This window comes from Curtobacterium sp. MCJR17_043 (genome assembly GCF_003224315.2).
Taxonomy (GTDB): domain Bacteria; phylum Actinomycetota; class Actinomycetes; order Actinomycetales; family Microbacteriaceae; genus Curtobacterium.
In genome coordinates this window covers 3,262,622-3,286,754 of record NZ_CP126259.1, presented here as the reverse complement: position 1 = coordinate 3,286,754, position 24,133 = coordinate 3,262,622, and the positions used below count along the sequence as shown (strand labels likewise).

Sequence of the window (24,133 nt, the reverse complement as noted above, 5' to 3'; positions counted from 1 at the left end):
GGTCCTGCGGGACCAGCCCCGGGCCTCCCGGGTGTCTGCTGCGTCAGTTCGTGCCGTTGTCGCCCTCGGACGAGTCGGTCTGCGGACCCTCCTGCGTGCCGGGGGGCGTCGGCGCCACCGGTCGGCTGCGTGCCGCTGACGGAGGGGGGAGGTCTCGGTCGGCGTCGGCGTGGGGGGACGGCGCGAGGGTCTGGTACTCCTCCTGCGCGCTCGTGAGGACCGGCACGGTGGCCGACGCGCCCTCGGCGCCCTGGTACGAGAAGTACATCTTCACGAGCGAGCCCGGCTCCGCGGTGACGTCGTCGAAGTCGACCGTGTCGTGCTGCTCGTCGTCGGCGAGCACGACGGTCGAGTTGCTCGGGACCTCGACGGTCTGGTCGGTGCCGTCGAGCTCGAGCGTGACGGTGCGGTCGCGCTCCCCGGTGTTGACCAGGGTGCCGACGAAGCGGGCGTCCTCGCCGGTGTCCGTGATGAGCAGGGCGTTGCGCACGTCGATGCTGCCCGTCGACACGTCCACGCCGTCGGTGATCTGGCGGATCTCCTTGGTGCGCGCCGGCGACAAGAACTCGCAGCCGGTGGCGCCGAGGGCGATGGACGCGGCGACGGCGACGGAAACGAGTACCCGAGCTCGCAAGAGGTTCCTCCGGAAGTCAACGATGGCGGACCGTGCGGCCCTGGCGATCATCCTACCCAGGCCCCGGGACGGCCGGAGGTCAGGGTCGGCGGTGCCCCGCGCGCCCCGGCCCGTCGCCGCGGGCCCGGCCCATTACCCGAACGGGCCTTGTGGTAAACTGAAGGTCTGGGAACGGAGCCTGATACATGCAATTCGAGGTCGGCGAGACCGTCGTCTACCCCCATCACGGGGCGGCAACCATCTCTGAAGTCAAGACTCGCGTCATCAAGGGCGAGGAGAAGGTCTACCTGAAGCTGCGCGTCACGCAGGGTGACCTCACGATCGAGGTCCCGGCGGACAACGTCGACCTGGTCGGCGTCCGCGACGTGATCGGCAAGGAAGGCCTCGACAAGGTCTTCGAGGTCCTGCGGGCACCGTTCACCGAGGAGCCGACCAACTGGTCGCGCCGCTACAAGGCGAACCTCGAGAAGCTCGCTTCGGGGGGACGTCATCAAGGTGTCCGAGGTCGTGCGCGACCTCTGGCGCCGCGACCAGGACCGCGGGCTCTCCGCGGGCGAGAAGCGGATGCTGGCCAAGGCTCGGCAGATCCTCATCTCCGAGCTGGCCCTGGCGGAGAAGACCGACGAGGACAAGGCATCGACCGTCCTCGACGAGGTCCTCGCCTCCTAGGGCGAACCGCAGCTGGACCACACGACGACGACCGTCCTGCTCCCCGATCGGGTGAGCAGGGCGGTCGTCGTCGTCGCGGCGGGTTCCGGCACCCGCCTCGGGCTCGGGACGGCCAAGGCGTTCGTCCCCGTCGCCGGTGAACGCATGCTCGTCCGCGCACTGCGGACGGTGCTCGCGCTGACCGAGCCGACGTTCGTCGCGGTCGTGGCACCGGCGGACCGGCTCGACGAGTGCCGGGAACTCGTCACCTCCGTCGCGGGCGGCGCGGTCGCGTACACGGCGGTCGTGCCGGGAGGCGCGGATCGCCACGCGTCGGTCGAGGCCGGCCTGGCAGCCCTGCCGGACTCCGTCGTCACGGTCCTCGTGCACGACGCCGCGCGGTGCCTCACCCCGGCGAGCCAGTTCGAGCGGGTCTTCGCCGCGGTGCTGGCGTCGGGCGCCGGGGTCGTCCCGGGCCTGCCGGTCACCGACACCGTGAAGCGTGTCGACGGGGACACCGTGGTCGAGACCGTCGACCGGTCGGCGCTGGTCGGGGTGCAGACGCCGCAGGGCTTCCCGCTCGCGGACCTCCGCCGCGCCTACGCCGGGGCCGCCCGCGCCGAGACCGACGACGCCGGGGTGTTCCAGGCGGCCGGCGGGACGGTCCGGACCGTGCCCGGTGACGCCGACGCGTTCAAGATCACCACGCGGTGGGACCTCGGTCGTGCCGAGGCCGTCGTCGCCGAGCGTGCGGCGGCCGCGTCGACGCCTCCGTCGCTCGACCTCAGGGTCGGGCTCGGTGTCGACGTGCACGCCTTCGACGCCGCGAGCCCGTGCCGCGTCGGCCTGCTCGACTTCCCGGGTGAAGCGGGCCTCTCCGGACACAGCGACGGGGACGCCGTCGCGCACGCGGTGTGCGACGCGCTGCTCTCCGCAGGCGGCCTCGGGGACATCGGCGGGCGGTTCGGCACGTCCGACCCGCGGTACGCCGGAGCGACCGGGGACGTCTTCGTCCGCGGGGCCGTCGAGCTGCTCCGCGCGGAGGGCCTCGTCCCCGTCCGTGTCACGGTCCAGGTCGTCGGGAACCGCCCGCGCATCGGGGCTCGTCGCAAGGAGATGCAGGACGCCCTCGCCGCGGTCGTCGGCGCGCCCGTCGCGGTCTCCGGCACGACGACCGACGGGCTCGGCTTCACCGGGCGGGGCGAGGGGCTCACCGCGATCGCCACGGCCGTCGTCCGGGCCGTCTGAACACTCCACAGGCCCTGCCCTGTTCCGTCGCGGTGGGGGGGCGTCCCCCCTCTAGGCTTGTCCTGTGACCGTTCGCCTGTACGACTCCCGCGCCGCCGACGTCGTCGACCTCGTGCCCCTGGTCGACGGACAGGTCAGCATGTACGTGTGTGGGCCGACCGTGCAGTCCTCCCCGCACATCGGACACCTCCGGTCCGCGCTCGTCTACGACATCTGGCGTCGCTGGTTGAGTCACCGCGGGTACCGGGTCACCCTGGTGCGGAACGTCACCGACATCGACGACAAGGTGCTCGACCTCGCCGCGGGCTCCGACGAGGCGTGGTGGGCCCGGGCCTACCGCGTCGAACTCGAGTTCACCGCCGCCTACGCCGCGCTCGGCATCCTGCCGCCGACGTACGAGCCCCGCGCGACGGCGAGCATCCCGCAGATGCAGGACATCATCACGAGCCTCATCGAGCGCGGGCACGCCTACCCGGCAGCGGACGGCAGCGGTGACGTGTACTTCGACACCGCGAGCTGGCCGGAGTACGGCGCCCTGACCCGTCAGCGACGTGACGACATGGTCGACGCCACCGACGCCGATCCCCGGGGCAAGCGGGACGCCCGCGACTTCGCCCTGTGGAAGGGCAGCAAGGCGGGGGGGAGCCATCCACCGCCAGCTGGGACTCGCCGTGGGGTGCCGGCCGCCCGGGGTGGCACATCGAGTGCTCGGCGATGTCCCGGCGCTACCTCGGCCCAGCGTTCGACATCCACGGCGGCGGCCTCGACCTGCGGTTCCCGCACCACGAGAACGAACTCGCACAGTCCACCGCGGCGGGGGGACGCCTTCGCCTCGTACTGGCTGCACAACGGGCTCGTGACCGTCGGTGGGCAGAAGATGTCCAAGTCCCTCGGCAACTCGATCTTCGCCGCGGACTTCCTGGCGGCCGCACGCCCCGTCGTCGTCCGCTACTTCCTCGGCGCCGCCCACTACCGGTCCACGATCGACCACCACGAGGGCTCCCTCGCCGAGGCCGAGGCCGCGCTCGACCGCATCGAGGGGTTCCTCGACCGCGGTGCCGCACGACTCGAAGGGGTCCGCCTCGCCGACGCCCCGACGGTGCCGCAGGCGTTCGCCGACGCCATGGACGACGACCTCGCGGTGCCCCAGGCGCTGGCCGTCCTGCACGAGACCGTCCGGTCCGGGAACGCAGCGCTCGACGCCGACGATGCGGAAGCGCTCGGTGTCGCGTACCATCAGGTGGCCGCGATGGTGGAGGTGCTCGGCATCGACCCGCGGGCGCCGCACTGGTCGGGTGGTGCGCACGACACCGCCGCAGCACCGCTCGCCGCCCTCGTCGAACGCCTCGTGCAGGAACGCGCCGACGCCAGGGCCGCACGGGACTTCGCCACGGCCGACCGCGTCCGGGACGACCTCGCAGGCGCGGGCATCACGATCGAGGACACACCGTCCGGAACACGCTGGAGCATCGCCTGAACACGGCAGTGCCGAACAGGAGAACTGCATGAAGAACGTCTCGGGGAGCAAGAAGGGTCGTCCGGGCGCCGTCCGGACCGGCCGCAAGGGCAACAAGCAGGTCGGTTCCGGCGGGCAGGGCGCGCAGGCGCTCGAGGGCCGCAAGCCGACGCCGAAGGCCGAGGACCGCCCGTACCACCCGGCCGGCAAGCGCAAGGCCGCCAAGGAGCGCTTCGAGGCTGCGCGTGCCCGTCGTGGCGGCAGCAGCGCCTCGGCGCCGCAGACCCGCTCGGGTGGTCGACCGCCCGCACGCAAGACCGACGACAGCGAGCTGGTGACCGGCCGCAACTCGGTGCTCGAGGCGCTCCGGACGAAGACGCCGTCGACGACGCTCTACATCGCCGCCCGGATCGAGGTCGACGACCGCGTCAAGGAGATCCTGGCGCTCGCCAACCACCGCGGCGTGCCGATCATGGAGATCATGCGTCCGGAGCTCGACCGCATCACGGGGCACGACAGCGTGCACCAGGGTGTCGCGCTCAAGGTGCCGGCGTACGAGTACGCGGTCGCCGAGGACCTCGTCGAGCGGGCGTTCTCGCGCGACCAGGTCCCGCTCATCGTCGCGCTCGACGGCATCACCGACCCGCGCAACCTCGGTGCGATCATCCGGTCGACGGCCGCGTTCGGTGGGCACGGGGTCATCGTGCCGCAGCGTCGCTCCGTCGGCGTGACCGCGTCGGCGTGGAAGACGTCCGCGGGTGCCGCTGCCCGGACCCCCGTCGCGATGGCGCCGAACCTGACGCAGACCCTCAAGTCGCTGAAGTCGATGGGGCTGTTCGTCCTCGGCCTCGACGGTGGTGGGGACGTCGAGCTGGACGCCCTCGAACTCGCCGACCGGCCGATCGTCATCGTCGTCGGCTCGGAGGGCAAAGGCCTCTCCCGCCTCGTCACCGAGACGTGCGACGCGATCGTCTCCATCCCGATCTCGAGCGCGACCGAGTCCCTCAACGCGGGCATCGCCGCGAGCGTGACCCTGTGGGAGGTCGCCCGGCGCCGACGCGCCGAGTAGCGCCGCACCAGCGACATCCGGGAGGCCCGGTGCCGGTCCACGCGACCGGCGCCGGGCCTCCCGTCCGTCTGCCTGGAGGGCGCCGCCCCGCCCAGCCCGCCCACCCCGCCCGACCGCGTCTGCCGCGGTCGCACGACCTGCCGCTCACGTCCGCCGAGATCCCGCGATCGCGGGATCTCGACGCGCGAGATGCGTGAATTCCGGAACCTGGGGGGGGGGGAGGGGGGGACGGCTCAGACGGACGCGCGCCAGTCCTCGTCGTCCTCGTCCTCGCCGTCGAGCGGCAGCGCGATCGACGACGTCGGCGGGTTGATGAGCGTGCGCTCGTCCCGCCGGTGCCGCAGCACGTCGTTGATGTAGGCGGTCGTGGCCTCGGGGAGCGACACCGATCGCTCCTCCTGCTGCGACATGAACCAGCGGTGCTCGAGCAACTCGTGGAACACCTCGGCGGGTTCGAGCCGGCCGCGCAGGTCCCGCGGGATCGCCCGCACGACGGGCTCGAACACCCGCGAGACCCACTCGTGCGCGACCATCTCCTCGTCGAGCTCCTCGCGGCCGTTGCGGGCACGGTACGCGTCCAGGTCGTTGAGCAGTCGTCGGGCCTGGTTCTCCTCGGCGTCGAGGCCGGTCAGACGCAGCAGACGGCGCTGGTGGTGTCCGGCGTCGACGACCTTCGGCTGGATGCGGACCTGTGCGCCGGACTCCGCGGTGCGGATCGACAGCTCCTCGATGTCGAAGCCGAGCGCGTTGAGCCGCTCCACGCGGTCGTTGATGCGCCAGCGCTCCGCCGCGTCGAACTGCTCCGTGCCGGTGAGCTCCGTCCAGAGGGTCCGGTACTGCGCCACGATGCGGTTCGACACGTCCAGGGGGGTCGGCGTTCTCGTCGAGACGTCCGCCGGCCTCCAGGTCGAGGAGCTCGCCGGCGATGTTGACGCGGGCGACCTCGAGGTCGTTCTCCCGCTGCCCGTTCGACAGCCCGCCCGGGTAGAGCTTCCCGGTCTCGGCGTCCACCAGGTACGCGGCGAACGAGCCGGCGTCGCGGCGGAACAGCGTGTTCGAGAGCGAGACGTCGCCCCAGTAGAAGCCGATGACGTGCAGCCGGACGAGCAGGAGCGCCAGGGCGTCCACCAGGCGGGTGGCCGTGTCCGGGCGCAGCGTCTGCGAGTACAGCGCCCGGTATGGCAGCGAGAAGCGCAGGTGGCGGGTGACGAGGACGGGTTGGAGCTCCTCGCCCTCGCGGCCGACGCGGTTCGTGATGACCGCGACGGGGTCCACGCACGGCACGTCCATGCGCTGCAGGGTCCGGAGCATGTCGTACTCGGAGCGCGCGAGTTCGGCGCTCGTCTCCTTGACCGCGACGACGTAGCCGCTGAGGTGCACGAACCGCACCAGGTGCCGCGAGATGCCCTTCGGCAGCGCGACGATCGTCTCGTCGGGCCAGGCCTCGAGCGGCAGGTCCCAGGGAAGGTCGAGCAGGCCGGGGTCGACGGTGGCGGCGGTGATGGTCATGGAGTCGGGCACGACGGGTCCTCAGGTGCTCGGCGGTGGGTCTGCGGGACGGGAGGCACGGTGCGGGCCCGCACCGAGCCTCCCGTCCCGCAGGTGGGAACGACGGGAGCCCGCCAGGCGCCGGTGACGGCGGATGACGGGCTCCCGGGGGGTGACGATCAGGCGCTGATGACGGCCTTGTCGTCGAGGCGCTCGCCCGACTCGGCGTCGAACACGTGCACGTGACCCTGCTTCGGGCTCACGACGATCGTGTCACCGATCGAGGGGTGGTTGCGACCGTCGACGCGCGTGACGATGTCGGTGCGCGTGCCGTTCACGTCGGCGTGGCCGTAGAGGTAGCCGTCGGCGCCGAGCTCCTCGACGACGTCGACCGTGACGGGCAGGCCCTCGCCGGACTGGGACACGATGATGTCCTCGGGGCGAACGCCCACCGTGACGGCACCCGAGCGGGCGTTCGACAGGGTGTCGCGGTCGATCGGGTGGTTGAGCGACCCGAAGCTGATGCCGCCCTCGAGCACCGACGCCGGCAGGAGGTTCATGGCCGGCGAGCCGATGAAGCCGGCGACGAACACGTTGTTCGGCTTCTCGTAGAGGTCGCGCGGGGTGCCGACCTGCTGCAGGATGCCGTCCTTGAGCACCGCGATGCGGTCACCCATCGTCAGTGCCTCGGTCTGGTCGTGCGTGACGTAGACCGTGGTGACGCCGAGACGACGCTGCAGCGACGCGATCTGGGTACGGGTCTGGACGCGGAGCTTGGCGTCGAGGTTCGACAGCGGCTCGTCCATGAGGAACACCTGCGGCTGACGGACGATCGCACGGCCCATCGCGACGCGCTGACGCTGACCACCGGAGAGCGCCTTCGGCTTGCGACCGAGGTACTGCTCGAGGTCGAGGAGCTTGGCGGCCTCCTGCACGCGGGTGGCGCGCTCCTCCTTGCCGACGCCGGCGATCTTGAGAGCGAAGCCCATGTTCTCGGCGACGGTCATGTGCGGGTACAGCGCGTAGTTCTGGAACACCATCGCGATGTCGCGGTCCTTCGGCGGGACGTCGGTGACGTCACGGTCGCCGATGCGGATGGCACCGGAGTTGACCTCTTCGAGGCCGGCGAGCATGCGCAGGGACGTGGACTTGCCACAGCCCGACGGGCCGACGAGGACGAGGAACTCGCCGTCGGCGACGTCCAGGTCGAGGGAGTCCACCGCGGGGCGGTTGCCCCCGGGGTAGAGACGGGTTGCCTTGTCATAGGTGACGGACGCCATGAGCGTTCGGTCCTCTCCACCGGCAGGTACGTGCCGGACGATCCGTGGTGAAGCGGCGGCCCAGTCGGGCCCCGGACGGTCGCCGTCGACCGTCATGCCTCATACAACACGAGTTCTCCGGCTGGCGCCAGTGCGGGGGGGCACGCGGGCTCCGGGCGTCGTCGGCTGGTTGGCTGGTTCCCATCGGCCGCCACTACAATCGCCGGGTCCGTCCGCCGACCGGGGGGGAGGCCGGCGGACACCGACCAGGAGGACGACCGCACGATGACCAACCGCCCCGAAGGCGACGCCCGCGCCGAGCGCAACGCGCGTCGTGCCGCCGCGCGCGAGCGAGCTCAGCGAACCCGTACCCAGCAGAAGCGACGCCAGCGGGGTGTCCGCATCGGGCTCCAGGTCGGACTGGGCGTCGTGCTGATCGCCGCCGCCACCATCGTCACGCTGGTGCTCGTGAACTCCTCGCGTCCGGCCGGCCCCGGGCCGGACACCATGGCCGACGGCGGGATCACGATCGGCGCCGGGCTGAAGGCCGTCGAGCCCGGTGCCGCGTCCACGCCGTCGCCGAGCTCGACCGCCTCGGCCGAACAGGTCCGGATCACCCTCTACGTGGACTACCTCTGCCCGATCTGCGGTTCGTTCGAGCAGACGAACAGCGAGTACATCGAGGGGCTCGTCGACTCCGGTGCCGCGACCCTCGACGTGCACCCCGTCGCGATCCTGACGAACCGCTCCCAGGGCACGAAGTACTCCCTCCGTGCCGCGAACGCGGCGGCCTGCGTCGCGCAGGAGTCCCCGGACTCGTTCTTCGCCGTGAACCGCGCACTGTTCGCCGCGCAGCCGGAGGAGGGCACGCCGGGCCTCACCGACGAGCAGCTCGCCGACGTCGTCACGACCGTGCCCGGTGTGCGCAAGGGCTCGACGATCGAGCAGTGCATCGAGGACCAGCGGTACGGCAAGTGGGTCGACGAGCGCACCACCGCCGTGACGGGCGGGGACATCCCCGGCTCGGAGCTCACGACCTTCCCGGGGACCCCGCTCGTGCTCGTCAACGGCAAGCAGTACCCGTACTCCACCGCCTCGACGAACGACGAGTTCCGGACCTTCGTCGTCAGCGCCGCGGGCAGCACCGAGACGACCCCCCACGCCGACCCCGAGCGCGACCCCCCACCGCGTCCGCGACGCCGACCGGGTCCGCGTCGCCGACCGCCGGCTGACACCGCACACGAGCTGACCAGCACGACCGACCACGTGTCGGACGCGCACGACGGCCGGGACGCCTCCACGAGGCGTCCCGGCCGTCGCCGTTCAGAGGGCCGACGCGGGCACGGTGAGCGTGTCGCAGCTCGTCGCACCCCGCTCGTAGCCCCGCTCGAACCAGTCCTGACGCTGCTCGCTCGTGCCGTGCGTGAACGAGTCGGGGTCGACCCGGCCGGTGGCGCGCTCCTGGATGCTGTCGTCGCCGACCGCGCTCGCCGCCGACAGTGCGTCCGCGACCTGGGCGCGGGTGACGGGCTCGAAGAACGTCTCCCCGTTCGCCGACTCCGTGGTCGCCGCGTCACCGACCCAGGCGCCGGCGTAGCAGTCCGCCTGGAGCTCGACGCGGACGCTGTCCGACGCGGCCCCGCTGCCGCTGCGGTCGGTCTCGGCGAAGGTGCCCTCGAGCTGCTGGACGTGGTGGCCCCACTCGTGCGCGACGACGTACATCTCCGCGAGCGGTCCGCCGGACGCCCCGTACGTGGAGCGGAGCTCGTCGTAGAAGTCCGTGTCGACGTAGAGGGCACGGTCGGGCGGACAGTAGAACGGCCCCGTCGACGCCGAGGCCGTCCCGCACCCGGTGTCGGTCGACCCGGTGAACAGGAAGAACTCCGGCGTCGAATAGCTGATCCCGAGCTGCTCGGCCTCGGCGGACCAGTACGCGTCGAGGGACTCCGCAGCGCCCTCCATGCGGCAGTCGATGCTCGCGTTCGCGTCGCGACCGGTGCGGCACTCGGCGACCGGCGAGGCCTCCGCGCCGCCCTGCTGGATGGTCGTCAGTCCGCCGCCACCGCCGACGACGCCGCTGAGGTCGACCCCGGTGAACTGTGCGATGAGGAACACCACGATGCCGGCGACGCCAATGCCGCCGCCCGCGATCCCTGCTGTGCGCCCGCGCCGCTTGACCTTGCCGCCACTGAGCTGCGAGTCGTCGTTGAACGTCATGGCGTCGAACCTACGGACGTCATCGGCGGACGTCCGTTCCGGTGTGCCGTCCGGGCGTTGCGCGGACACCGGCGTCGGTCCAGGCCGGCCCGGACGACGCGGCTCAGGTGCTGACCAGCGGCTCCACGGTCGCCAGGCCCGCGCCGATCCCGACGTCGACCAGCTCGATGCGCCCGGCGAGCGTCGCCGCCGGGCCGCGGAGGAGCCCGGCCTTCACCCCGCCGAACGTCACGGTGACGTCGGCGTGGAGCACGTGGTCGTCCGCGATGCCGCCGGTGTCCACGTCGATGCCGCTCGGCACGTCGACGGCCACGACGAACGGGGCCCGCTGTTCGCGGGCGAGCTCCCGGAGCGCCGCGACGACGTCGCGCGCGGGGGGAACGCAGCGGTCCGCCGCCGCCGATCCCCAGGATGCCGTCGAGCACCAGGTCGGCGTCGAGCGCCGCCTCCCGCGCCAGCTCCGCGAGCCGGTCGCCCGCCGAGGGCGTCGCCGCGCGCAGGATGTCGGCGGCACCCGCCGCGGAGGGGACCGGACCGCCGTCCGCGGGGTCGTCCAGGAGACGCGCCCCGGCCTCCCGAGCTGCTGCCAGGCCCGCCTCGTGGACACGGGAGCCGACGCGGAGGACCGTGACGTGCCTCCCGGCAGCGGCCAGCCGCGCAGCGGCGAACAGGGCGTCCCCGCCGTTGTCCCCGCTGCCGACCAGGACGAGGACCGAGCCCGGGCCGTCGCCCGGACGGACCGCGGGGTCGTCGAGCAGGTCGGTGACCACCGTGGCGAGCCCGTCGGCGGCACGCTGCATGAGCGGCTCACCCGCCTGGAGGTGGGGGGCGTTCCGCCGCTCGGATCTGGTCGCCGCCGTAGCCGTCCATACCCGCCACTGTGGCCCCACTACCCTGGACGGGCCATGTCACTCGTCCCCGAAGCGCCCCGCCCCCGCGTCGTGATGTCCCCGGACGGCCTGCCGCTCGCCACCTACGACTTCGGCGACCCCGACGCACCCGCGGTCCTCGCCGTGCACGGGTTCGCATCCGGGGCCGTGCTGAACTGGCACGCATCCGGCTGGACCCGTGACCTCGTCCGCGCCGGTCACCGCGTCATCGCGTTCGACCAGCGCGGCCACGGTGCGAGCGGGAAGCCGCACGAGCCGCACAGCTACTCGATGGACCTGCTCGTCGACGACGTCACAGCGGTGGTGGACACCTACCTGCTCGACGACGTCGCGTTCCTGGGCTACTCCCTCGGTGCTCGGGTCGGGTGGCACGCCGCCGAGCGGATGTCGGACCGGATCTCGCGCGCGGTGCTCGGCGGGATCCCGGACGCGGACCCGATGCGGCGCGTCCGCGTCGACCAGGCGTGGGCGTTCATCACCGACGGCACCCCGGTCGAGGACCGCGTCACGAACGGGTACCTCACGATGGCGGCGAACGTCGAGGGCAACGACCTCCGCGCGCTCGTCGCGATGGTGGAGGGGATGCGCGACAGCGTCGAGCCGACGCCGGCGAACGCGCCGACGCAGCCGCTGCTGCTGGCCGCCGGCAGCGAGGACGGGATCAAGGACAGCGCGCTCCGGCTCGCCGAGACAGCGCCGCACGCGACCTTCGTCGAGATCCCGGGGCGGAACCACTTCAACGCCCCCACGTCGCGGCACTTCCGGGAGGCGGCGATCGCGTTCCTGGGGCGGTAGCGGGGCGCTCGCGTCTGCAGACCGTTGACCGGTACTCGTGGACCCTCCCGCCGTCGAGGGGGGCGCGGCGTAGCGTCCGCCGCATGGACTACAGACTCCTCGGCAACAGCGGGACAGTGGTGTCGTCGCTGACCCTCGGCACCATGACCTTCGGCAGCGAAGCCGACGAACCGACCTCCCACGCCATCATCGACGCCTTCGTCGCGGGCGGTGGCACGTTCATCGACACCGCCGACGTGTACTCGGGCAACGAGTCCGAGCGCATCATCGGACGGTGGCTCCGCGACCACCCCACCGACGCGCAGCAGGTGGTGCTCACCACGAAGGGGCGCTTCCCGCAGGGCGACGGCCCGAACGACCTCGGCCTCTCGCGCCGCCACCTCCGCGTGGCCCTCGACGCGTCGCTGGAGCGGCTCGGCGTCGACCACATCGACCTCTACCAGATGCACGCGTGGGACGCCCTCACCCCGATCGAGGAGACCCTGCGCTTCCTCGACGACGCCGTGTCGGCAGGCAAGATCGGCTCCTACGGGTTCTCGAACTACCTGGGCTACCAGGTCACGAAGGCGGTCTACGAGGCCCGTCTGCACGACTGGGCGCCCCCCGGTCACGCTCCAGCCGCAGTACAACCTGCTCGTCCGCGACATCGAGCACGAGGTCGTGCCTGCCTGCCTCGACGCCGGGATCGGGCTGCTCCCGTGGTCCCCGCTCGCCGGTGGCTGGCTCTCCGGCAAGTACCAGCGCGACGAGGCCCCGACCGGGTCGACCCGACTCGGTGAGGACCCGAAGCGCGGCATGGAGGCGTGGGAGGCCCGCAACGCCGACGAGCGCACGTGGAAGGTGCTCGACGCGGTGTCCGCCGTCGCGGACGCGCACGGCGCCTCGCGCTCCCAGGTCGCCCTGGCCTGGCTCCTCGCCCGGCCGGCGGTGACGAGCGTCATCCTCGGCGCACGGACCGTCGAGCAGCTGCAGGACAACCTCGGCGCCGCGGACCTCGTGCTCGACCAGGCCGAGCTGCAGACGCTCACCGAGGCGAGCGCTCCCCGCATCGACGACTACCCGTACGGCACGGCCGGCGTCGCGCAGCGCGAGCGGAAGATCACCGGCGGTCGCTGACGGCGCCACGCGTCACCGGGGGGTCCGTCACCCCGACGGGCCCCCGGTGGCGCGTGGTGGGCGGGCGCTCGGAGGCCCCGCCGCGCCGGGGCTCGGCTGCATCGGTGGGAGACGCTCGCCGCCTGCGTAGGATCTCGGGGTGCCCAGTCGCCGAGCCCCCTGGTCCCCGGACCGCCGGTCGGTCGACGACCCCGACGCGGCACGAGCGCTGACCGACGATCGCGCCACGGACGGTCCGGTCCAGCACCGCGGAGCGCCGCACCACGCAGCGCAGCACCGCGGACCACTGGCTCGGCGAGCGCTCGACCGCGGCGTGCTCGACCGGGCGTGGCTGCGCGTCACGGCCCTCGTGCTGCTCGCCGTCGCGGCCGCCTACCAGTGCTTCTGGCGCATCGGCGCCGGCAACATCGGCGGGGACGAGGCCACCTACGTCAAGGCCGGCCTCGCGTACGTGCACGGGGCGTTCGACCAGAACCGTGAGCACCCACCGACCGCCAAGTACCTGTTCGGCCTCGCGCAGCTGGTCGGTGGGCCGGGTGCCGTCGCACCCCGGGTCCTGGTCGCGTCGCTCGTCGTCCTCGGCGCGGCGGTCATGTTCGTCTGGCTGCGCGCGGAGGTCGGCTTCTGGACCGGGTTCGCGGCCGCCGCACTCTGGACCATCACCCCTCGCGGCGGTGCCGGTGCCCGCCTGGACCGGGTGGCGCTGCTCGACCCGGTGATGGTGTTCTTCGCCCTGGCGGCACTCTTCGCGATCTGGGTGTGGATCCGTACCGACCGCTGGTGGTGGGTGCCCGTGTCAGCGGTGCTCATGGCGGCGTCGGTCACGTCGAAGGCGTCGACCCTCGTGCTGCTGCCGGTCTTCGTCCTGGCCCCGGTGTTGTTCGGCCGGTGGCGTGCGCTCGTCGTCGGCGGAGCGGTGTGGGCGGCCACGTTCGTCGTCGCCGTCGTCGCGCTCTACGCCCCGATGGGGATGCGCTCCGCGGTGCAGTACATGCTCACCTTCCAGTCCGGACAGAACGAGCACGGACACCTCATCTCGATCGCCGGCCACACGTACCAGTTCGCTCCGTGGTGGGCGAACTGGTGGTTCCTGCTCCGCGGGGTCGGCACGCCCGTCGTGGTGGTGCTCGCCGTCGCCGTGGTGCTCGCGGTGGTCGTGCGTCCGGGCAGGCTCGTGGTGTTCCTCCTCGCGCCGCTGGTCCTGCTCGTGGCGTTCTACTCGCTCGCCGCCGAGATCGCGCTGCCGACCTACTACGCGGCGTGGATGCCGTTCATCGTGATGCTCGCCGCCGTGGGGCTCGGGCAGCTCAGCCGCCTGCGACCACGGTGGCTGACGAGCAGCATCGCCGTCGTGCTCGTCCTGGTGGCACTGGTCGGGAGCATCCCGACCGCCCGGACGATCTGGGAGGCACGTGCCACCGGCGTCGCCCGGTTGCTCCCGCTCCTGCGGCACGAGGGCATCCGGGACGGTCAGGTCTTCTTCGGCGCGATCACCCCGAGCGACTACGACCAGTACGTCGGGGACCGCGGGGTCCGTGACGTGGTCGATGCACCGTTCGTCGCGATCGTCGTCGGCCGGGACCGTCGCTTCCCGCTGCCGCCGGAGGTGCAGGATCTGCTGACGTCCGAGCGGTCGTCGTTCGAGCGGGTGCGACTCGACCGCGTCGTGGCGTGGATCCCGGACGGGGAGATCGTCCGGACGTCCGACGGCGGGCTGACCGTGCGGCGCTGACCGTCGGGCGCTGACCGTCGGGCGCTGACCGTCGGGCGCTGACCGTCGGGCGCCGCCCCGGTGTGGGTGGCCGTGAGCGACGGCTCCGCCTTCGGCTGCACGGGAAGCCGTGATCTGGGGCCGGCAGCGGGACTTGAACCCGCAACCCCCGTATTACAAGTACGGTGCGCTACCAATTGCGCCATGCCGGCTGACCCGCCCATCGTACCGGGCGGACACGACGACGGCGCCCGGGCCGCAGCCCGAGCGCCGTCACACCCGCCTACTCCTGCGCCGAGAAGTTGAGCGAGATCGAGTTCATGCAGTAGCGGTCGCCCGTGGGCGTCCCGAAGCCGTCCGGGAACACGTGGCCAAGGTGGCCGCCGCAGTTCGCGCAGCGGACCTCGGTGCGGGCCATGCCGAGCGAGTTGTCTTCGATGAGCTGCACCGCGTCGGGATCGACCGACTCGTAGAACGACGGCCAGCCGCAGCCGGAGTCGAACTTCGTGCCGCTCTTGAACAGCTCCGCACCACACGCCGCACACGTGTAGACGCCGGCACGTTCCTCGTCGAGGAGTTCACCGGTCCACGGGCGCTCCGTCCCGGCCTGGCGCAGCACGGCGTACTGGTCAGGGGAGAGCTCCTCGCGCCACTGGGCGTCGGACTTGTCGACCTTGTAAGCCATGTGCGTACCTCCTGGTTCCGACCGGGGCTCGTGCCCGCCGGTCATCGTGCGTCACACCAGTAAACTCCGACCGATGTCCGAGCATTCCGTCCGCCGTGCCCGCTGGGAGCACCTGACGACCGACGAACTGTACGACATCGTGCGGCTCCGGAACCGGGTGTTCGCCCTCGAACAGCGGGTCTCGGCCGAGGACTTCGACGGCCGTGACCGCGACCCGGACACCGAGCACTGGTGGGTCGGGGGGCGCGGACGGACCGGTCGTCGGGTACCTCCGCCTGGTCCGGCCGGCCCCGGACGAGCCGCACCCAGCGGGGACCTCTGTGCCGACCCGAGTGATCGGCCGCGTCGCCACCCACCCCGACCACCGCGGCCAGGGGATCGCCGGCGGCCTGGTGGCGGCGGTGCTCGGGTCGCACGGCGCCGAGCCGTTCGTCCTGCACGCCCAGCAGTACGTCGCCGGACTGTACGAACGGCACGGGTTCGTCCGCTTCGGCGCCCCCCTACGACGAGGCCGGCATCACCCACGTCGGCATGTACCGCCCCGGGGCCTGATGGACACGCGGGACCGCTACCGCGCCTACGCCGACCGGATCGACGGGGTCTCCCCGACGTACGCCGCCTGGGCGCGCTCGGTCGAGGGTCCGCTCGTCGACCTGCTCGACGCCGTGCCGGAGCCGAAGCGCCAGCCCGAGCTCCTGTTCGCGGTCGCGCGACGGCTGGGCGCCGACCCCGCTGACCCGGCAGCGCTCCGCGCACTCGGCCGGGAGGCCCGACCCGCCCTCGTCGCGGCCCTCACCAGCGCCACGGTGCAGGCCAACGACCCGCGACGGCTCGCCCCCGTCGTCCCGGTGCTCGCCGCGCTCTCGGCGGCCTCGGCGCGACCCCTCGGTCTGCTCGACGTCGGAGCGGCGGCCGGACTCTGCTCGATCCCGGACCGCGTGACGCTCGACCACCGGCTCGTCGACCGTGCGCGTCCGGCCGGTCCGGTCCCGTCCGGGCAGATCCCGTCGGGGCACATCCTGTCGGGATCTGTGCCGTCTGGATCCGTGCCGTCCGGCCCCGGGTCGACGCAGCGCGGACGACGGAGCGCGACGGCGGGCGACCTCGTCCGGGTGCACACGGCGGTCGAGGGGCCCGCGGTGCACCTCGTCGCCGAGGTCGTGGGGACACCACCCGCTCCCGCGACGACCCCGATCCGGATCGGTGCCCGCGTCGCCCTCGACCCGAACCCGATCGACCCCGCGGCGCCGGACGCGTTCGCCCGACTCGCCGAGGCCGTCCCGCCCGAGGCGACGGACCGGACCGCCCTGATGCGGGACGCGCTGCGGGCGACGCTGGTCGAGCCTCCCGTCCGGGTCCGCGGCAGCGTGCCGGACGACCTCGACCGGGCCCTCGACGCCCTGCCGGACGACTGCGAGCCGGTCGTCATGACCACGGGGACGCTCGTCTACGTGCCGGGCGCTGGGCGGCAGCGCTTCGTCGACCGGCTCCGCGAGCGGGGCGTCCGCTGGGTGGCGCTCGAACGCACCGGTGTCCTCACCGGGGTCGCGGCGACCCTGCCGGAGGACGTCGACCCCGCGGACCCGGACGCCTTCGCGACGCTCTCGCTCGACGGCCGGGCGCTCGCCGTGTCGGACGCCTTCGGCACCCGCGTCCGGTGGTCCGCCCCGCCCGAGGTGCTGGCGGAGACCGTGGGGTGAGCGGGTTCCGCGACAGTCCAGCACCGTGCCAGGGTCGACATGCCGCGCACCCCTACGATGTGCGAGACCTGCAACCCCTTCGCGATCGGACCAGCCTGTGACCGCCCTCCCCCGCCGACGAGCTCACCGAGCTCGCCAAGCACGTGCTCGCGTTCGAGCACGACCGGGCGCGGCACGACCGGACCAAGGAAGCGGAGATCCGGGTCGAGTTCGACATGTCGCCGACGCGGTACTACCAGGTGCTCAACCGCGTGATCGACACACCGGCCGCCCTCGCGTACGACCCGCAGCTCGTCACCCGGCTGCAGCGGCTCCGCAGCGCCCGGACGAGCGCACGCGCTGCCCGCAGTTTCGTCGCGCCCCCCGGCCGACCCCGAAGGACGTGAAGAGGAACGATGACGAGATTCCCGCGAGACCGGTTCGACGACGTCGCAGACGGCCCCCCGGGTCGGCGCCCACCGTGGTGCTGCCCGCCGGGGTGGCGGGTGGGTCGTCTTCGCGTGGGCCGCACTCGCGACCGGCGTGCTGGTCGGCATCGGGGTCCTCGTCCTCGCCCTGCTGAACGGCAGCGTGCAGTTCACGGAGGGGAGCGGTGGGTCGACGGCGTCCGCGACCTCGACGCCCTCGGCCAGCGCATCCTCGGACTCGGACTCCGACTCGGGTGCCGGCGCTGACGCGGACTCCGGCTCGGACGACGGCGGAGCGACGCAGTCGCCGTCGGCAGCGGCCGGCGCATCTGCTGCCGACCAGGGTGCGACGACGCTCGTCGTGCTCAACGGGACCTCGACGACCGGTCTGGCCGCGAACGCCTCGACGCGGCTCGGGACCGCCGGGTGGACCGTGAGCTCGACCGGGGACGCCGGGACGACCGGGGCGACGCAGACGATCGTCTACTACCAGCAGGAGTCGCAGGCGGCCGTCGCACAGGGCGTCGCGCAGGCGCTCGGGGTCAGCGCGGTGCAGCAGTCGGCGGCGTTCCCGAACGCGGACGTCTCGGTCGTGCTCGGCTCCGACTACACGGGCTGACCGGGGTCCGCGGCGGTCCTCCGTGGTCGTCGTGTTTCCGTCACGTTGCGGATCGGGGTTCTCCGCGTGAAATGCGTGTCACACCCCTTGCCGAAATGCCGTCCTTCGGTCAGAGTCACCAGTGGTCACCCCGTGATCGCGACGACGCCTCATGTTGCCGTCCGGGAGCGGGTGAGTCGACATGCGCTCGGACCCGGCGGCCACCTCGCGCGAGGGGGGGCCGTCGTTCGCAACAGCAGTACCGCAGGGAGCAAGGATCATGGCCAACGGAACCGTGAAGTGGTTCAACGCCGAGAAGGGCTTCGGCTTCATCACCGTGGATGGAGGGGGGCCAGGACGTGTTCGTGCACTACTCGGCCATCGACATGAGCGGCTACAAGGTCCTCGAGGAGGGCCAGGCGGTGACGTTCGACGTCGGCACCGGGTCGAAGGGCCCGCAGGCCGAGTCGGTCCGTCCCGCGTAGTCGTCCGGAACCACTCGCGGACGCGCCGTCCCCTCGGGGACGGCGCGTTCGTCGTCCGCCGGGACGCGGTGGGTCGACCTGTGGAGTGGGGCAGAGCCTCCCCACTGTGTTGCACTCTCGGGTGGCGAGTGCCAGAATCGGGCTTGGCACTCGGCCAGGCTGAGTGCCAGAACGACCCCGATGACGACGTCCGGGAGGGACGAAGAACTCACATGGCAAAGATCATTGCTTTCAACGAAGAGGCCCGACGCGGCCTCGAGCGCGGCCTCAACCAGCTGGCCGACGCCGTGAAGGTGACGCTCGGCCCGCGCGGCCGCAACGTCGTCCTCGAGAAGAAGTGGGGCGCCCCCCACGATCACGAACGACGGTGTCTCCATCGCCAAGGAGATCGAGCTCGACGACCCGTACGAGAAGATCGGTGCGGAGCTCGTCAAGGAGGTCGCCAAGAAGACCGACGACGTCGCCGGTGACGGTACGACCACCGCGACCGTCCTCGCCCAGGCCCTCGTCCGCGAAGGCCTCCGCAACGTCGCCGCCGGCGCCGACCCCATCTCCCTGAAGCGCGGCATCGAGAAGGCCGTCGCGGCCGTCTCCGAGCAGCTGCTCGCCGACGCCAAGGAGATCGAGACCAAGGACCAGATCGCCGCCACCGCGTCGATCTCGGCCGCTGACCCGACCATCGGCGCGCTCATCGCCGAGGCCATCGACAAGGTCGGCAAGGAAGGCGTCGTCACCGTCGAGGAGTCGAACACCTTCGGCACCGAGCTCGAGCTCACCGAGGGCATGCGCTTCGACAAGGGCTACCTGTCGCAGTACTTCGTCACCGACCCCGAGCGCCAGGAAGCCGTCTTCGAGGACGCGTACGTCCTGATCGTCAACTCGAAGATCTCGAACATCAAGGACCTCCTGCCGGTCGTCGACAAGGTGATCCAGGCGGGCAAGCAGCTCCTGATCATCGCCGAGGACGTCGACGGCGAGGCCCTGGCCACGCTCGTCGTGAACAAGATCCGCGGCATCTTCAAGTCCGTCGCCGTCAAGGCCCCGGGCTTCGGCGACCGCCGCAAGGCCATGCTGCAGGACATCGCGATCCTCACCGGCGGCCAGGTCATCTCGGAAGAGGTCGGCCTCAAGCTCGAGAACGCGACGCTCGACCTGCTCGGTCGTGCCCGCAAGGTCGTCATCACCAAGGACGAGACCACGATCGTCGAGGGTGCCGGCGACGCCGACCAGATCGCGGGCCGCGTCAAGCAGATCCGCGCCGAGATCGAGGCGACCGACTCCGACTACGACCGCGAGAAGCTCCAGGAGCGCCTCGCGAAGCTCGCCGGTGGCGTCGCCGTCATCAAGGCGGGTGCCGCGACCGAGGTCGAGCTCAAGGAGCGCAAGCACCGCATCGAGGACGCCGTCCGCAACGCGAAGGCCGCCGTCGAAGAGGGCATCGTCGCCGGTGGTGGCGTCGCCCTCATCCAGGCCGGCAAGGTCGCGCTCGACGGTCTCTCGCTCGAGGGTGACGAGGCCACGGGTGCGAACATCGTGCGCGTCGCCATCGACGCCCCGCTCAAGCAGATCGCGCTGAACGCCGGTCTCGAGCCGGGTGTCGTCGCCGCTCGTGTCCGCGAGCTCGAGGCCGGCCACGGCCTCAACGCTGCGACGGGTGAGTACGTCGACCTCATCGCCGCGGGCATCATCGACCCGGCCAAGGTCACGCGCTCGGCGCTGCAGAACGCCGCGTCGATCGCCGGTCTGTTCCTCACCACCGAGGCCGTCGTCGCCGACAAGCCGGAGAAGACCCCGGCCATGCCGGCCGGCGACCCCACGGGTGGCATGGACTTCTAGTCCGTCCTGCCGGCAAGGGCCCTCGTACGCTGCGCGTGCGGGGGCCCTTCCGCGTGCGCGGCCGTGTTGCGGCCGGTGCTGTGGCGCCGAAGTCGCACGAAGTGCCGCCTGCCTGCCTGCGGCGCGGCACATCGTGCGACCTCGGTGACGCCAGCGCGGCGTGTCGTGCGACTCCAAACGTGTCATCAGGACCCCTTGCAGCCATCGCTCACGCCTGCCCTGCACTGGAGGCACGGAGGCAGCTTCCGTCCACAAGCTCGGGACACAGGCGGAGCACCGGACGCGGCTGCCCGATGCTGCGGTGATGGTGGAACCACGACCGCTGCCCGCGCCGTTCTCCGACGGCCCGTTCAGAGTCCGGGACGCTCTCGCGTCGGGGCTCGACCCGGGTCGGCTCCGCCGGATGGACCTGCAACGTCCCGTCCACGGCGTCCGGGTGGTACGCGGGAGCGACGCCACCACGGTCGACGTGCTCACGCCGCTCCTCCGGCCCGACCAGTTCTTCAGTCACACCACGGCTGCTGCCCTGTGGGGAGCACCACTCCCGCGACGCGTCCGAGCGGAGGTCCACGTCACCACCGCGGGGACCGCCGCCTTGATGCGGCGCCCCGGCATCACCGCGCATCGTGCCCGACCCGACGTTCCCGCCGTCACCGCGTTCGGAACCCGTCTCAGCACGCCCGAGCGGAGTTGGTGGGAGTGCGCGAGCGTCCTGACCGTCAGGGAACTCGTCGCGGTGGGCGATGCCCTCGTCGGCAGGAGGTCGCTGACGACGATCGACCGCCTCGCGGCTGCCATCCGTCCGGGACATCGCCACGTCAGGGTGGCGCGAGCAGCGCTGGAACTCGTGCGGGTCGGAGCGGAATCTCCGATGGAGACGTGGTTCCGTCTTGCGATCGTCGACGCGGGGTTCCCGGAGCCCGACTTGAACGTCGAGGTCTTCGACGCAGGTGGAGTCTTCCTCGGCCGGGTCGACATGGCCTGGCCTGAGCAACGCATCGCCTTCGAGTACGACGGTGACCATCATCGCGACCGGGACGTCTTCCACCACGACCACCGGCGTGACAACGGGTTCGTCGTCAACGACTGGTTGGTGGTGCACGCCACAGCGGTGGATGCAGCACGTCCGGCTCTGGTCTTCGAGCGACTCCGGCAGGCGTTCGCCGCTCGGAGTCGTGGCGCTTGATGTTGGCGCCCAGGCCATGCCGTCCGTTCCCCCCCGGCTACCGTTTTCCTGAAGTCGCAGGACATGCCGCGGCCGATGCGCCGAGGTCGCGCGGACTGCCGCCGCACGGTCGGTGAGCAGGCAGTTCGTGCGACCTCGGCGGGGAGCCGACCGCCGCCGCCGGGCGACGGGCGCCCGGCCGGGCGTCAGGACAGGGTGGGGGGCCGCGGGGTCGGCGTCGCGGGGCAGGAGCGGGAGCCAGACGCGGAAGGTCGCGCCGCCGCCCGGGGTGTCGAACACCTCGACCGACCCGTGGTGCGCGTGCACGATGCCCGACACGATCGCGAGACCGAGCCCCGAGCCGCCGGTGTCCCGCGCGCGCGAGGTGTCGGCCCGCCAGAAGCGCTGGAAGATCTTGTCGCGCAGCTGCGGCGGGATGCCCTCGCCGTGGTCGATGACGTCGATGTGCGCCATGCCGCGGTCGTCGTCCACGCCGATGCCGATCTCGATCGGGTCGTCGTGCTCGGTGAACCGCATCGCGTTGCCCATCAGGTTCGTGATGACCTGCCGGATCTTGTTCTCCTCGGCCAGGACGATCGGCGGACGCTTCGGCAGCACGATCGTCGGCAGCGGGGTGGTCTCGTCCGTCGGCTTCGCGTCGACGTTCATGGCCCGGGTCCGTCGAGCACGCAGTCTGGCGATCGTCTGCCGCGAGAAGGCGATCGGCCCGGTGGTGTTGAGCGACGGCGACACCGGGGCGGGACCACCGGCCTCGCCGTCGGCTGCCGGACCGAAGGAGCTGGCGGGGCGGACGGCCTGCGGGACGTTCTCGCCGGTCACGGCGTCCTCGACGAGGACCTGGATCTCGCGGTCCGGGTTCGAGGCCATCGTGTCGAGGGCCGAGTCGCGGGCGATGGCGACGAGGTCGACGGGCCCGAGCTCGAGGGGCTTCGACTCGTCGATGCGGGCGAGCTGGAGCAGGTCCTGCACGAGCAGGCCCATGCGCTGGGCTTCCTTCTCGATCCGGTCCATGGCCTGGGCGACGTCCTCCTCCTTGCGGAGGGCGCCCATCCGGTAGAGCTCGGCGTACCCGCGGAGCGACACGAGCGGCGTCCGGAGTTCGTGGGAGGCGTCACCGACGAAGCGGCGCATCTGGTCGATGGTGCGCTGCCGGTCCTCGAAGGCGTCGTCGATGCGTTCGAGCATGGCGTTCAGGGACCGGTTGAGGCGCCCGACCTCGGTGTTCGGGGTGTCGGCGTCGAGGCGCTGGTTGAAGTCGCCGGCGGCGAAGCGGGCGGCCGTGTCCTCGACGTTGCGGAGCGGGTCGAACGTCGCCGTCACGAGGAGGCGCGTGAGCATCGCCCCGAGCAGGATCACCGCGATGCCGAAGAACAGGAAGATGACGGTGAACCGGAGGATGGTCTGGTCGGTGTCCGCGCTGGACACGGCGACGAGGACGTACCCGGTCTCGGTGGCGCCGTTCGACAGGTTCTGCAGGTTCGCGGGGATGACCTGGGCGCGCCACTCGTGGCTGTGCTGCCGGTCGTACAGGCTGAACGGATGCGCAGCCGACGCGGCGGCCGTGAAGTCCACGCGGGAGATGTCCGGCTGGGACGAGGACTGGGTGTCGCAGATCTGCTCGCCGTTGCCGTCGTACGCGGCCACGTAGGAGCTCTTCTCGAGGACGACGGACAGGTTGCAGTACTGCTCGCCGTCGCTGACGTTCTGCCCCTCGAGCTGCGAGCTCGTGGTCTCGACCTGCGTGTCGAGTCGCAGGTTGAGGTATGTGCTCAGGACGGTCATCGTGCCGAGGCCGGCGACGAGCAGGCCGAGGGCGACCAGGAGGACGGTGATCCCGGTGATCTTGGTGCGGAGGGAGATCCCGTCCCACCAGTGGCTCATTCGCTCGTGCATGCTTCCCCAACAGTAAGCGGCGGCCGTCGGGAAGATCCCGACGGCCGCCGACAGTCAGCTGTGCGACCTGCGCGGTCCGACGCTCAGGAGGCCTTGGTCGCCTTGAGCATGTAGCCGAACCCGCGCTTGGTCTGGATGATCGGCTCGGCCGAGTACTGGTCGAGCTTGCGGCGCAGGTAGGAGATGTAGGACTCGACGATCCCGGCGTCGCCGTTGAAGTCGTACTCCCACACGTGGTCGAGGATCTGCGCCTTCGAGAGCACGCGGTTCGGGTTGAGCATGAGGTAGCGGAGGAGCTTGAACTCGGTGGGGGGAGAGTTCGATCTGCGCGTCGCCGATGGTGACCTCGTGCGTGTCCTGGTCCATCGTGAGCTCACCGGCGCGGATGATCGCGTCCTCTTCGTCGTTCATCGTGCGACGGAGGATCGCCTTGATGCGGGCGACGATCTCGTCGAGCGAGAACGGCTTGGTGACGTAGTCGTCACCTCCGACCGTGAGACCAGTGATCTTGTCCTCGGTGTCGTCCTTCGCCGTGAGGAAGAGGATCGGCGAGGTGTAGCCCGACGAGCGGAGGCGCTTGGTCACGCCGAATCCGTTCATGTCGGGGAGCATGACGTCGAGGATGATGAGGTCCGGCTCCTCCTCGAGCACGGCGGAGATCGCCTGTGCGCCGTTCCCGACCGCACGCACCGCGAATCCGGCGAAGCGCAGCGAGGTCGTGAGGAGATCGCGGATGTTCGGCTCGTCGTCGACGATGAGGATCTTGGGTCCGTCGGTCATGCGACCATCCTCTGACTGTTCCCTGGTTGCTT

At 71.6% G+C, this 24,133-nt stretch carries 14 protein-coding genes, 1 tRNA gene and 11 pseudogenes; 15 read left to right on the top strand and 11 right to left on the bottom strand.

The features are described from left to right. Nucleotides 1-43 precede the first annotated feature (43 nt). Nucleotides 44-634, bottom strand: coding sequence for a hypothetical protein (locus DEJ15_RS17050; RefSeq protein ID WP_284175325.1), 591 nt, complete (start codon nucleotides 632-634; stop codon nucleotides 44-46). Nucleotides 635-819: 185 nt separating this feature from the next. On the opposite strand from DEJ15_RS17050, the pseudogene DEJ15_RS17045 reads away from it, so the two are divergent. The 6 genes and pseudogenes from DEJ15_RS17045 (at nucleotide 820) to rlmB (ending at nucleotide 5,055) form a co-directional block, all read left to right on the top strand. Further along, nucleotides 820-1,303, top strand: a pseudogene (locus tag DEJ15_RS17045) (CarD family transcriptional regulator). 51 nt (nucleotides 1,304-1,354) lie between these two features. Beyond that, entirely contained in the window at nucleotides 1,355-2,530 is a 1,176-nt protein-coding gene (ispD, locus tag DEJ15_RS17040; protein ID WP_110824109.1) for a 2-C-methyl-D-erythritol 4-phosphate cytidylyltransferase, read from the top strand. A 64-nt stretch (nucleotides 2,531-2,594) separates the two neighbouring features. Continuing rightward, nucleotides 2,595-3,185 (top strand): annotated as a pseudogene (locus tag DEJ15_RS19165) (cysteine--tRNA ligase); the annotation flags it as partial. A gap of 59 nt (nucleotides 3,186-3,244) precedes the next feature. After that, nucleotides 3,245-3,788: pseudogene (locus DEJ15_RS19830) on the top strand (DALR domain-containing protein); the annotation flags it as partial. Further along, nucleotides 3,780-4,007 (top strand): CysS/YqeB C-terminal domain-containing protein, encoded by a 228-nt coding sequence (locus tag DEJ15_RS19825; protein ID WP_502866177.1) that lies wholly within the window; start codon nucleotides 3,780-3,782, stop codon nucleotides 4,005-4,007. The pseudogene DEJ15_RS19830 and the gene DEJ15_RS19825, both read left to right, overlap by 9 nt. 28 nt (nucleotides 4,008-4,035) lie before the next feature. Next, nucleotides 4,036-5,055, top strand: a complete 1,020-nt coding sequence (gene rlmB, locus DEJ15_RS17030) for a 23S rRNA (guanosine(2251)-2'-O)-methyltransferase RlmB (RefSeq protein ID WP_110824107.1) — start codon at nucleotides 4,036-4,038, stop codon at nucleotides 5,053-5,055. A gap of 233 nt (nucleotides 5,056-5,288) precedes the next feature. On the opposite strand, the pseudogene DEJ15_RS17025 reads toward rlmB, so the two are convergent. The 3 genes and pseudogenes from DEJ15_RS17025 to DEJ15_RS17015 form a co-directional block, all read right to left on the bottom strand. Then, nucleotides 5,289-6,564: pseudogene (locus DEJ15_RS17025) on the bottom strand (DUF4032 domain-containing protein). Between the two features lie 158 nt (nucleotides 6,565-6,722). After that, entirely contained in the window at nucleotides 6,723-7,823 is a 1,101-nt protein-coding gene (locus tag DEJ15_RS17020; RefSeq protein ID WP_110824105.1) for an ABC transporter ATP-binding protein, read from the bottom strand. 335 nt (nucleotides 7,824-8,158) lie between these two features. Continuing rightward, entirely contained in the window at nucleotides 8,159-8,419 is a 261-nt protein-coding gene (locus tag DEJ15_RS17015; RefSeq protein WP_284175324.1) for a hypothetical protein, read from the bottom strand. Between DEJ15_RS17015 and DEJ15_RS19150 the strand changes: the two are divergent. Then, a pseudogene (locus DEJ15_RS19150) lies at nucleotides 8,310-8,864 on the top strand (DsbA family protein); the annotation flags it as partial. The gene DEJ15_RS17015 and the pseudogene DEJ15_RS19150 sit on opposite strands and share 110 nt — an antisense overlap. Nucleotides 8,865-9,125: 261 nt before the next feature. On the opposite strand, the gene ypfJ reads toward DEJ15_RS19150, so the two are convergent. The 3 genes and pseudogenes from ypfJ to DEJ15_RS16995 all read right to left on the bottom strand — a co-directional run. Then, a complete protein-coding gene (gene ypfJ / locus DEJ15_RS17005) occupies nucleotides 9,126-10,019 on the bottom strand; it encodes a KPN_02809 family neutral zinc metallopeptidase (RefSeq protein WP_110824103.1) in 894 nt (297 codons plus the stop codon). Nucleotides 10,020-10,122: 103 nt separating this feature from the next. Continuing rightward, complete coding sequence (locus tag DEJ15_RS17000; protein ID WP_284176249.1) at nucleotides 10,123-10,332, bottom strand: NAD(P)H-hydrate epimerase; 210 nt, start codon at nucleotides 10,330-10,332, stop codon at nucleotides 10,123-10,125. A gap of 130 nt (nucleotides 10,333-10,462) precedes the next feature. Continuing rightward, a pseudogene (locus DEJ15_RS16995) lies at nucleotides 10,463-10,819 on the bottom strand (NAD(P)H-hydrate epimerase); the annotation flags it as partial. A 105-nt stretch (nucleotides 10,820-10,924) separates the two neighbouring features. Between DEJ15_RS16995 and DEJ15_RS16990 the strand changes: the two are divergent. From DEJ15_RS16990 to DEJ15_RS16980, 3 genes and pseudogenes are all read left to right on the top strand, one after another. Then, complete coding sequence (locus DEJ15_RS16990) at nucleotides 10,925-11,704, top strand: alpha/beta fold hydrolase (RefSeq protein WP_110824101.1); 780 nt, start codon at nucleotides 10,925-10,927, stop codon at nucleotides 11,702-11,704. Nucleotides 11,705-11,787: 83 nt separating this feature from the next. Beyond that, nucleotides 11,788-12,820: pseudogene (locus DEJ15_RS16985) on the top strand (aldo/keto reductase). Nucleotides 12,821-12,959: 139 nt separating this feature from the next. Next, nucleotides 12,960-14,552: an ArnT family glycosyltransferase gene (locus DEJ15_RS16980; RefSeq protein ID WP_110824099.1), complete on the top strand. Its 1,593-nt coding sequence runs from the start codon at nucleotides 12,960-12,962 to the stop codon at nucleotides 14,550-14,552. Between the two features lie 115 nt (nucleotides 14,553-14,667). Here DEJ15_RS16980 and DEJ15_RS16975 read toward each other — a convergent pair. Continuing rightward, nucleotides 14,668-14,743 (bottom strand) — tRNA-Thr (locus DEJ15_RS16975). A 71-nt stretch (nucleotides 14,744-14,814) separates the two neighbouring features. Beyond that, nucleotides 14,815-15,216, bottom strand: coding sequence for a peptide-methionine (R)-S-oxide reductase MsrB (gene msrB / locus DEJ15_RS16970; RefSeq protein ID WP_110824098.1), 402 nt, complete (start codon nucleotides 15,214-15,216; stop codon nucleotides 14,815-14,817). A gap of 203 nt (nucleotides 15,217-15,419) precedes the next feature. On the opposite strand from msrB, the gene DEJ15_RS16965 reads away from it, so the two are divergent. The 5 genes and pseudogenes from DEJ15_RS16965 to groL all read left to right on the top strand — a co-directional run bounded on the left by DEJ15_RS16965 (nucleotide 15,420) and on the right by groL (nucleotide 20,242). Further along, nucleotides 15,420-16,916 (top strand): GNAT family N-acetyltransferase, encoded by a 1,497-nt coding sequence (locus DEJ15_RS16965; RefSeq protein WP_284175322.1) that lies wholly within the window; start codon nucleotides 15,420-15,422, stop codon nucleotides 16,914-16,916. 131 nt (nucleotides 16,917-17,047) lie between these two features. After that, a pseudogene (locus DEJ15_RS16960) lies at nucleotides 17,048-17,302 on the top strand (DUF3263 domain-containing protein); the annotation flags it as partial. A gap of 136 nt (nucleotides 17,303-17,438) precedes the next feature. Next, on the top strand, nucleotides 17,439-17,942 hold the full coding sequence (locus DEJ15_RS16955) for a LytR C-terminal domain-containing protein (RefSeq protein ID WP_284175321.1): 504 nt from the start codon (nucleotides 17,439-17,441) through the stop codon (nucleotides 17,940-17,942). A 259-nt stretch (nucleotides 17,943-18,201) separates the two neighbouring features. Continuing rightward, a pseudogene (locus DEJ15_RS16950) lies at nucleotides 18,202-18,406 on the top strand (cold-shock protein). Between the two features lie 212 nt (nucleotides 18,407-18,618). Beyond that, nucleotides 18,619-20,242 (top strand): annotated as a pseudogene (groL, locus tag DEJ15_RS16945) (chaperonin GroEL). Nucleotides 20,243-20,450: 208 nt separating this feature from the next. Here groL and DEJ15_RS16940 read toward each other — a convergent pair. Together DEJ15_RS16940 and DEJ15_RS16935 are read right to left on the bottom strand one after the other, a co-directional pair. Further along, nucleotides 20,451-23,321: a sensor histidine kinase gene (locus DEJ15_RS16940; protein ID WP_284175320.1), complete on the bottom strand. Its 2,871-nt coding sequence runs from the start codon at nucleotides 23,319-23,321 to the stop codon at nucleotides 20,451-20,453. Between the two features lie 83 nt (nucleotides 23,322-23,404). Then, nucleotides 23,405-24,101: pseudogene (locus tag DEJ15_RS16935) on the bottom strand (response regulator transcription factor). Nucleotides 24,102-24,133: the final 32 nt, after the last annotated feature.